The organism is Pedobacter sp. 10L46_2 (assembly GCF_056395165.1).
The window spans coordinates 4438-12243 of sequence record NZ_JBFTIZ010000368.1; the positions used below are offsets into that span (position 1 = coordinate 4438).

A 7806-nucleotide genomic window follows, 5' to 3' on the forward strand; every position below is an offset into this window, starting at 1 on the left:
ATTGTAATGCCATGTATGTTTTTTTCTTGATTTGGCGCAAAGGTATCAATTTTTTAAAAATATTCTTTATGTTTAGGCAAGCTAAAAGCCTTATAAAAAAACAATACGATCAACATGGAACATTTTGAAGAAGAAAATCCTGAGGAAACAACACACAATGACCCTCAAGAGGGAGAGGAAGTCTTGTTAACCGTTACAGAAGACATACGTAGTTACATATATGAAACCGCCAGGTGGACCAAATTCTTGTCAATAATAGGATTTGTAGTAACGGGATTCATGGTCTTGTTTTCATTTAGTGCTGAAGCATTGATAAGCGCAATGAATGGTAAGGTGGGTGCAGCAAACAATCCCTGGGCGGCACTTGGAGGAGGTTTCCTTACAGTAGTATTCCTATTGTCGGCTTTACTTTATTTTTACCCAAGCTTATTAATGTTTAAATATGCCAATTCGGCAAAACAGGCTGTATTATATGGCGATCAGCCCGCGCTAAGCGAGGCAATGAGTAAAATGAAATCGTTCTTTAAATTTTGGGGTATCATTACCATCACCATATTGGGCCTTTACATTATCTCTTTTCTTCTTGGAATTGTTGCTTACCTTGGTGCTGGTAGTGTTGCTCCTTAATAACTAAAGATACTTTTACAAGGTTCCGTTAGCATATATCGGAATCTTGTTTTCAATGGTATGTTTAAAGCTTCTGATCTCTTTTTTTAAAAGACTTTCAAAATACGGGTTTAACAGCCTGGCTAAACCAATGCCAACGCCTCCAATTGGAGGATGATAGGATAGAACCACTTTCAATATCGTTCCGGTTTTATCAGCTGTTTCGGTAAACTTAACCCGCCCTACATGACTTATTAAAGAACTTGGAGAAGATCTCCATCCAATTAAATGATTTGGTTCATCCTTTATAATTTCTGCATCCCAGTCTATCGAAAATAAATTTCCCATTACATTGCTTTTCCAATGAGAAAGGTTTTCATCAATTACCTCTACGTTTAGTAAATGTTTAATGCTACCCGGAAGGTTATTTAAATCGCGCCAGTAGGCATATACCTCGCTGGCAGGTCTGTCAATTTCAAATTCACCCCTAATATTTATCGCTCTCGGTTTATTGCCATCTATTCCAAGTTTCTCATATACAAAACATTTGCCGGTAAAGCCCCTGTATGCCAGGTAAGCACCATATAAAAATTGCGCTTTAAGCGGTCTCCTAATCCCTCTGGTCATTAAAATACCACTTAGCAATACAGAAACCATACGTTCTGTAAGACCTATGTTCTCATAATGATGCTTCTCGATAGAGAATTTTCCCGACCGGAGCTTTAAATTACTTTCATGTGTTTTCATTTGATGGCTTATTTTTATTGGCAACGATAAACCAATAACACTTTGGTTAATAGATAAGTTTTAAGATTTGCCAAAATCATTTATTTTAATGACAATAGCGTAGAATTTTTAGCAATGCATAAATTGCAATTTTAAAGTTCGTAACTAACCATACACAATGAAACTAATAAAGACCTATTCAGCAGCAGCATTGTGCTCATTATTGTTTACTGCAAACAGTTATGCGCAATCATCTGTAGCAGCACCTAAACCTTATGGTGCCGTTCCAAACAAAAATCAATATGCCTGGCAACAAATGGAGTATTATATGTTTATCCATTTTGGACCAAACACATTTACAGACAAAGAGTGGGGGCATGGCGACGAAGATCCAAAGTTGTTTAATCCTAAGAAACTTGATGCCCGACAATGGGCTCGCACTGCAAAAAATGCTGGTATGAAGGCAATTATTATTACTGCCAAACACCATGATGGTTTTTGCCTGTGGCCAAGTAAATTCAGTACACACACTGTTAGAGAAAGCGCCTGGAAAGACGGTAAAGGAGATGTGCTAAAGGAATTATCTGCAGCTTGTAAGGAATATGGCTTAAAATTCGGAGTTTATTTGTCCCCTTGGGATCGTAATCATCCTGAATATGGCACCCCTAAGTATAATGACGTATTTGCCAACACCCTTAATGAGGTATTAAGCAATTACGGAAGTGTTTTTGAACAATGGTTTGACGGTGCAAATGGCGGTGATAAAAAGCAGGCATACGACTGGCCTAAGTTTTATAATGTAGTTCGCAAAAACCAACCTCAGGCAGTAATATTTAGTGATATCGGTCCTGATATTCGTTGGATGGGAAATGAAAGAGGTGTTGCGGGCGAAACCAACTGGTCGACCTTAAATACCGATGGATTTGGAGTAGGAGCAGAGGCTCCTGAAAGTAAAGTACTTAGCACAGGTGATGAGAATGGTAAATACTGGATTCCTGCAGAGGTTGATGTTTCTATCAGACCAGGATGGTTTTATAGCGCCAATACCGATAATCAGGTTAAAACACTTGATCAGCTGGAATCTATCTACAATACTTCCGTCGGCCGCAATAGTAACCTGTTGTTAAATGTTCCGGTAAATCGTGATGGTTTAATTCATCCAACAGATTCTACCAGATTAATGGAATTCAAAAAATACCTGGATGCTGCTTATAAAACTGATCTGGCAAAAGGCAGAAAAGTAACAGTAAGCAACATCAGAGGAAAGGATAAGAAATTCAATGGACAAAATTTAACCGACGGAAACAACGAGACTTACTGGACAACAGATGATCAGGTAAAAAGCGCAGTGATTACCATAGATCTGGGTAAAGAAACCGAGCTTAACCGTATTGTACTTCAGGAATTTATTAAACTAGGACAAAGAGTGAAATCGTTCTCGGTAGAATATCTGGAAGGATCTGAATTTAAGACTTTAGATACACAGACTACCATAGGTCGCAAAAGAATCCTGGTGTTCCCCACTGTAAAAACGAGTAAGATTAGGGTAAATATTCTGGATGCAAATGCCTGCCCGATACTTTCAAGCGTACAACTTTACAAAGCACCGGACTTATAGGCATTAGTTCTGCGGAACAGATGATATATGTAAATGTTTAACCTTTTTCTGGTATGCCCAGTAGACAACTATTGGGTATACAAAAAGGTTAAATAATGTATTGGTTATCAATCCACCTATAACTACAATAGCTAAAGGTTTTGATGCTTCTGAACCTATTCCGGTTGATAGTGCAGCCGGCATCAAACCAATTGCAGCCATCAACGCAAAGTCCATTCCGGACGATGTTTTAATTCTACCATATTGCTTTTAAATCGTGTAATCAGAATTACCCCATTTTGCACGCATATACCAAACAGTGCAATAAACCCAATGCCGGCCGAAATATTGAAGTTAACTCCCGTTGCGAGCAACGCAAGTATGCCCCCAATCATTGCAAATGGTACATTGTTTAACACCAGTAATGAATCTTTAATGTTTCCGAACAATACAAACAGGATAAAAAATATGAGCAATAAGCTGATCGGCACAGCTTCAGATAAACGACTGGTTGCCCTTTGTTGGTTCTCAAAATCACCTGCCCATTCCAGTTTGTATTCTTTAGGAAGTTTAATTTGAGCTTTTACTTTAGCCTGTGCTTCGGCAATTACACTTCCCATATCACGCCCTCTTATTGAGAATTTAATGGCCCCATAGCGTTCATGCTTATCGCGGTAAATAATGCTTGGGCCGGTAATTTTACGAATAGTAGAAATTTCACTTAATGGAACTTTGGCACCAGAAATAGTAGGGATACGTAGCGCACCAATTGAAGCTTCATCTTTTCTAAAGTCTTCAGGATATCTGATTCGGAGATCAAATTTACGCTCTCCTTCATAAATCTGTGTAGCGGCTTTACCACCAATAGCCATCTCTATTATGGAGTTTGCATCCTCTGTTCTCACTCCGTATAGCGCCATTTTACTTTGATCGAGGTTGATCTGCAATTCAGGCTGTCCAAGATTTCTAAGAATCCCTAAATCCTCAATCCCATTAACTGTTTTTAGAATGTTATATATGTCTTGCTCATGCTTTTCGATAAAGGAATAATCGTTGCCAAACATTTTAACCACAATAGATCCTTTTACACCTGATACCGCTTCCTCCACGTTATCCGAAATTGGCTGAGAGAAGTTTAAACTAATACCGGGATAACCTTTAAGCTTTTCCTGCATACGCTCTACCAGTTCCTCTTTGGTTTGCTTACGTTTCCATTCTGCTTTGGGATAAATATCAACCAGGAATTCCATATTGTAAAATCCTGTTGCATCTGTGCCGTCGTTTGGTCGGCCGGTTTGCGATATTACCTGTTTCACCTCCTCAAAGCTTAAAAAGATCTTACGCATCTCGTTCGAAAGCTTTTTAGTTTCATTGAGTGAAACACTTAGCGGAGCACTGGCCCTTACATATATGGATCCTTCATCCAGTGTAGGTAAAAACTCTGTTCCCAGAAATTTAAAGCTAAATAAGCCAACAACCAGTATAACCATGGCTGTACCGAAGACGAGTTTTCTAGCTTTAAAGCATGCCGTGTAAACCCGCATCACAACTTTTGTAAGGAACTCTAAAAAGATGTTGTGCTTTTCTTTAACATTCTTTCTAAGCAATACACTTGCCATTGCTGGTACCAATGTAAAGGTTAGCAACAGGGCACCTAACAATGCAAAACTTAGGGTCCATGCCAATGGCGAGAACATTTTACCTTCTACTTTTTCAAAAGTAAAGATTGGCATTAAGCCGGTAATGATAATCAGTTTGGCAAAGAAAATGCCCTTGCCATTTTCCAGACAGGCCCTTTTAATGATGCCTAGTTTACTCATCCGGTTAAATTTCTCGGCGCCGTTTTTATGAGAGTTGTAATCGAGGGCGACAAAAATTCCCTCTACCATTACTACTGCACCGTCTATAATGATCCCGAAATCTATGGCGCCCATAGAGAGCAGGTTGGCCGACATACCCTTTAGTTTTAAACAAATAAAAGCAAAAAGGAGTGCCAGGGGTATAATAAGAGAAACGATCAGTGTGGTTCTCCAATCAGCCATAAACAGGAACACAATCAGGGTAACAAAAATGATCCCTTCCAGCATGTTGTGCATTACTGTATGCGTGGCAAAATTTACCAGATTCTCACGGTCATAGAAAGGACTGATCTTTACGTCGCCCGGCAAAATGTTTTCATTTACATCCTTAATCTTTTCTTTAAGGTTGTGGATCACTTCGCTTGGGTTTTCGCCCTTACGCATCACTACAATACCTTCAACTACATCAGGGTCATGGTCTCTGCCAACCTGCCCTAAGCGTGGCAGAGCAGATTCCGTTACCTCGGCTATGGTTTTAACATACACCGGTGTGCCGTTAAAGTTGTCAATAATGATGTTCTTGATCTCATCAATATTATTTAGCACACCAATTCCGCGTACCACATAAGCTTGTCCACTTTGCTCAATCACATCGCCACCCACATTAATGTTGCTTTTAGAAACAGCTTCAAAAAGTTCTGTAGCAGTTACTCCGTATTGTAATGATTTTTGAGGATCAACTGTGATTTGGTATGTTTTAACTTCTCCGCCAAAGCTTACCACATCGGCGATGCCTGGTACTGATAGCAGCTCCCGTTCAACCACCCAATCCTGCAAAGTTTTTAGCTCTCTGACGGATTTCTTATCGCTTTTAAGCGTATACCGGAAAATCTCGCCGGTAGGGCCATATGGTGGTTGGACTTCCGGCTTTGCACCCGAAGGCAGGTCGGCCTCATCAAGGTGGTTGTTTACCTGAACCCTTGCAAATTGATAATCTACATCGTCCTCAAATGTGATTTTAACTACCGATAGCCCAAATAAAGACGAAGAACGGATACTTGTTCTTTTCTCGGTTGGGTTCATGGCAATTTCTAGTGGCCGGGTAACAAACTTTTCAACCTCTTCGGCACTGCGGCCAGGCCACTGTGTAATGATGGTTATATTAGTATTGGTTACATCTTTTTTTACCGGATCAAGCACCAGCACGTAATATTTATTATTGTCAAAAATGAGGCAATCTGTACTTACCACTGGCAAGGTTGCACCATTCCGGGTGGCAATTTGTACAGTTGCCATCATTCCCGGCTTTAATAAATAACCCGGATTATCTATCACCACCCTGGCATTCATTACTTTACTGTCATTGTCGAGCATGTTGTAGATTTTACTGATTTTGCCTTTAAATGGTTTATCTGGATAGGATAGAATTGAAAGATTAACCTCGTCGCCCTCTTTAATTTTGGAAATGTCTGATTCGTAAATATTGATCAATGCCCATACATTAGAAAGATCAGCTATTGTAAATAAGTTCTCATTGTTATCTGGTCTTACCTGCATATTGCTGGTTATATTTTTATCGATTATGAAACCAGATATTGGTGCTTTTATAACATAGGTACCATTCTTATTACCCCCATTTAAAGACAGAATAGACCTGCTTCTTTTATCTTCTGCTTCCTTAACCATAAGGTCGTTTTTTGCCTGTTCAAGATCTCGTTCAGAAGCTAATCCGCTTTTAAACATATCCTCTGTAAGTTTTACACTGCGTTGCGCATTTCTTAATTCTGCAGAAGAGCTGATGGCTTCTTTATCAAAACCAGCCATTTCTGCACTGGTCATAGTGGCCAGTAGCTGGCCTTTGGTTACCCGGTCTCCTCGTTTTGCCGGTACGTTTTTAACAAGCCCGCTTACCATTGGGTAAACCTTTGACATGTTCTCCTCGTTGGCCGTGATCTTTGCTGAAAAATTAAGGTCTGTCTGATTATTTGCGCCCTGTACGGTGTCTATTTCCAGCCTTTTCAGCAAAGAGTCTGTAATTACAAATTTTTCCTCCTTTGGAGCTTCTTTGGGCTGTTCTGAACAGCCTTGTAGAAATATTACAGCAGAGAGGGCAGTAAGTGTGCTGATGGTTTTAATGATTTTTTGCATGTGTGCGTTATTTAAAAATAGTTGAGCCGGTAACGAAATTGATTTCTTCCTTAGCGTTCATGCGCTCGTATTTTAATGTGTTCATTTGTAATGTGCTGGCTTTGTAGGAGTCGTAGAAATCCAAAAATTCAATCAGACTGATGTTCCTGTTTTTGAAATTTTTTATCACTTCAACAATCAGTTTGTCAAAATCAGCATTGAAATTACTGTCGAGCCCACGATACAGTTTTTCGGTTCTTAAAGCAGATGTATAACTATTGTATACCTCATTTTCGAGAATTGCTTCCTGCTGACTGAGCTTCGAGTTGCCTGCATCAATTGCAATTTTGGCCTTTTTTATTTCGCCCTGATTCCTGTAAAACAATGGTATTGGAAGTTTTATCCCTAGTCCGGTATAATTATCAGGATAAGAGCCCTTGAGGTCGTAAATAAGTGAGAGTTCAACATCAGGAACGGCATTGGCTTTTTGTAACCTCAGGTTGTTTTCGGCATAGGTGATTTCAGTTTTTGCCAGCTGAAGATCAGCGCGATTGCTCCTTGCGGTATCCAGTAAATTAGTATAGGTCTTTTTATCAGGTTGGTAGTTCTGTTCTTCCTCTGAAGGAACCACAAGAACAAGATTTGCATCAGGCCTGATGTTTGTCATCAGTTTAAGCTGAGTTTGCAAATCCTCAATATCATTAAGTAAACTGCTATATTCTCCTTGCAGACTGTATAACAATGATTTGATCCTGATGATATCCTTCATGGCCACATTTCCCATCTTTAACTGTTGCTCATTGGCATTCAATAAAAGTTCAAGGGAATTGATCTGCTCCTGGTAGACTTTGGCAGATTGCTGATCGTAATACATCTTATAAAAAGTGGAGCTGAGTGTATATCGCAAAGTGCGCATCAGATCAAAATATTCGTACTCGGCCAGTTTAACCC

The 7806-nt window shown here is 39.5% G+C and carries 6 protein-coding genes; 2 read left to right on the top strand and 4 right to left on the bottom strand.

Annotated features, from left to right (window positions below):
• Window positions 1-114: 114 nt before the first annotated feature.
• Complete coding sequence (locus AC1DDX_RS25060) at window positions 115-627, top strand: DUF5362 family protein (protein ID WP_172659538.1); 513 nt, start codon at window positions 115-117, stop codon at window positions 625-627.
• A gap of 15 nt (window positions 628-642) precedes the next feature.
• Here the strand turns inward: AC1DDX_RS25060 and AC1DDX_RS25065 are convergent, their stop codons facing one another.
• Entirely contained in the window at window positions 643-1353 is a 711-nt protein-coding gene (locus AC1DDX_RS25065) for an SRPBCC family protein (RefSeq protein ID WP_172659539.1), read from the bottom strand.
• Between the two features lie 157 nt (window positions 1354-1510).
• On the opposite strand from AC1DDX_RS25065, the gene AC1DDX_RS25070 reads away from it, so the two are divergent.
• Window positions 1511-2950 carry an alpha-L-fucosidase gene (locus AC1DDX_RS25070; protein ID WP_337716436.1) on the top strand — a complete coding sequence of 480 codons (1440 nt, stop codon included), beginning with the start codon at window positions 1511-1513 and terminating at the stop codon, window positions 2948-2950.
• A 3-nt stretch (window positions 2951-2953) separates the two neighbouring features.
• Here the strand turns inward: AC1DDX_RS25070 and AC1DDX_RS25075 are convergent, their stop codons facing one another.
• From AC1DDX_RS25075 to AC1DDX_RS25085, 3 genes are all read right to left on the bottom strand, one after another.
• Complete coding sequence (locus AC1DDX_RS25075) at window positions 2954-3166, bottom strand: efflux RND transporter permease subunit (protein WP_477622795.1); 213 nt, start codon at window positions 3164-3166, stop codon at window positions 2954-2956.
• Window positions 3151-6876 carry a CusA/CzcA family heavy metal efflux RND transporter gene (locus AC1DDX_RS25080; protein ID WP_477622796.1) on the bottom strand — a complete coding sequence of 1242 codons (3726 nt, stop codon included), beginning with the start codon at window positions 6874-6876 and terminating at the stop codon, window positions 3151-3153. Before AC1DDX_RS25080 ends, AC1DDX_RS25075 begins: the two co-directional genes overlap by 16 nt.
• A 7-nt stretch (window positions 6877-6883) precedes the next feature.
• A partial coding sequence (locus AC1DDX_RS25085; RefSeq protein WP_477622797.1) for a TolC family protein occupies window positions 6884-7806 on the bottom strand: 923 nt, incomplete at its 5' end.

What these genes read in the sequence shown, in the direction of transcription:
- AC1DDX_RS25060 (WP_172659538.1), top strand. Translation starts at nt 115, where the DNA reads ATGGAACATTTTGAAGAAGAAAATCCTGAGGAAACAACACACAATGAC.
- AC1DDX_RS25065 (WP_172659539.1), bottom strand. Translation starts at nt 1,353, where the DNA reads ATGAAAACACATGAAAGTAATTTAAAGCTCCGGTCGGGAAAATTCTCT.
- AC1DDX_RS25070 (WP_337716436.1), top strand. Translation starts at nt 1,511, where the DNA reads ATGAAACTAATAAAGACCTATTCAGCAGCAGCATTGTGCTCATTATTG.
- AC1DDX_RS25075 (WP_477622795.1), bottom strand. Translation starts at nt 3,166, where the DNA reads ATGGACTTTGCGTTGATGGCTGCAATTGGTTTGATGCCGGCTGCACTA.
- AC1DDX_RS25080 (WP_477622796.1), bottom strand. Translation starts at nt 6,876, where the DNA reads ATGCAAAAAATCATTAAAACCATCAGCACACTTACTGCCCTCTCTGCT.